The sequence below is a fragment of the Vibrio sp. Vb1337 genome (assembly GCF_033338715.1).
GTDB classification, from domain to species: Bacteria; Pseudomonadota; Gammaproteobacteria; order Enterobacterales; family Vibrionaceae; genus Vibrio; species Vibrio alginolyticus.
The window spans coordinates 1-1,580 of record NZ_JAWOTD010000078.1 but is presented as its reverse complement, the minus strand read 5'-3'; the positions used below and the strand labels follow the sequence as shown (position 1 = coordinate 1,580).

Here is a 1,580-nt window from a genome sequence, read left to right as displayed (position 1 = left end):
TGACACAGATCCGCCACACCCTGCGCACCGACGCTGGTTAATGTTAGATACGACAACGCCACTAGGCGTCCACCCAGCGACTGAGTGTTATCAAGGTAGGTAATGTGCAGTTTCCCATCATCTGGCTGCGGCGCGCCACCACCTTGCGCTAACACGGTACTGAAGGGCGCGATGTTTGCCACGACGAAGCTGTGCACGTCCATCTCCTGACTCTCCCATGCTTGTTCACTCGCCGCCTGCCCTTCGAGGGTTACTTGCAGAGTTTGCACCTCTTCGGAAATAACAGCGTTAAAAAAGCCCGTTAAATACGCCAGTTGCCCAAAAGCATTTTTCTCTTCACGATGCGCGTGTTCAATCATCTTCTGTTCCAAGCCAATACCCAGCACCAACAGAATCAAACGCTGATTACATTCTGCGGTGTCTATGCGTTGGCAATGACCTGCGAGAATGGCTTCACACGCTTTTTCCACCGGTGATAACTTCACGCCGATGCCATACAGTACATGGCAAAGCGCATTCGCCGTGCCCAACGGTATGATACCGAGCTTGATGTCCGTGCCGACCAATTGGCTCGCCACTTCGGTCACCGTGCCATCGCCACCAGAGACAATCACCTGATTCACACCACTTTGTTTAGCTTGCAGTGCGAGGCTTTCTGCACTGGTGGTTTCGTCTGTTTGGCGAATGCTGAGACGATATTTTTTGGTCAACTCACGAATCACATGTTGTTCGTATTGCAGCCATTTCCCACCGCCCGCGACAGGGTTCACCACCATCCAGGTCGGCTCATCGAGTGCTAGCACACCTTTCTCACCGATCGCGCGCAGGGTTTTGATCTGCAGATTATTGAGCCTTGCAGTACTGCGCACGCTGTTGATTTTCTGCATCACCGATTCCACCGAGAGCGATGGGTCTTTACTCAGTAAATAAGCCGCCACCACAAACACCGAACGGCCACGCCCAAGTGCGCAATGCACAACCACAGAGCGCCCGCAGGCGATTTGGGTATCAATCCAATTCATCGCATGACGTAAACGCTCCAAGGTCGGCGCTTTATGATCCAGAACGGGAATAGAAAGGTAGTTGAATTGCTTGTCAGTCATGGCGCTTTCTAAACCTGCGAACTCCGCCGTAACATCAACAATGCAGGAAATGTCGTGAGAGTCGAGAAACGCCAAATCGCTCGGGAATAAGCGCCGGGAAAGGTAAAGATTTTCGCTGACTTGTTGAATGGGAGGGACAGTATCGCGCCGTCTCTCCCAGGCGTTGTAGGCTTTCGCCCCGAGCAAGAAAGGAATGAATGCCCATCGAATCCACCAGACAATTTTTCCGTCTTGGCTTTTTCTAAAGATGGACGGGAAATCAAATAAATAAGCCGCACTGACTAACGCTAAGGAAAGCGAAACCCAAAGCAGCAGTAAACTCACTACGATTTGAGGTATGTAGATAGCAGCGAGCAACGCAACCAGCGCGCCAAGTAGATAATATTTGACGATAAACATTCGACCTCCTTAATCCTTAGCGATGGGATAACGCTTAGCTGGCCATCTCTTCGAGATAGTCATTGGCCAACTGTTGTT

1 protein-coding gene is annotated in these 1,580 nt (G+C 51.1%); it reads right to left on the bottom strand.

The window, feature by feature from the left end; translation table 11 throughout:
- Window positions 1-1,502 (bottom strand): diacylglycerol kinase family protein (locus tag R7E42_RS23955; RefSeq protein WP_318073082.1); only part of this gene is annotated, 1,502 nt, incomplete at its 3' end.
- Window positions 1,503-1,580: the final 78 nt, after the last annotated feature.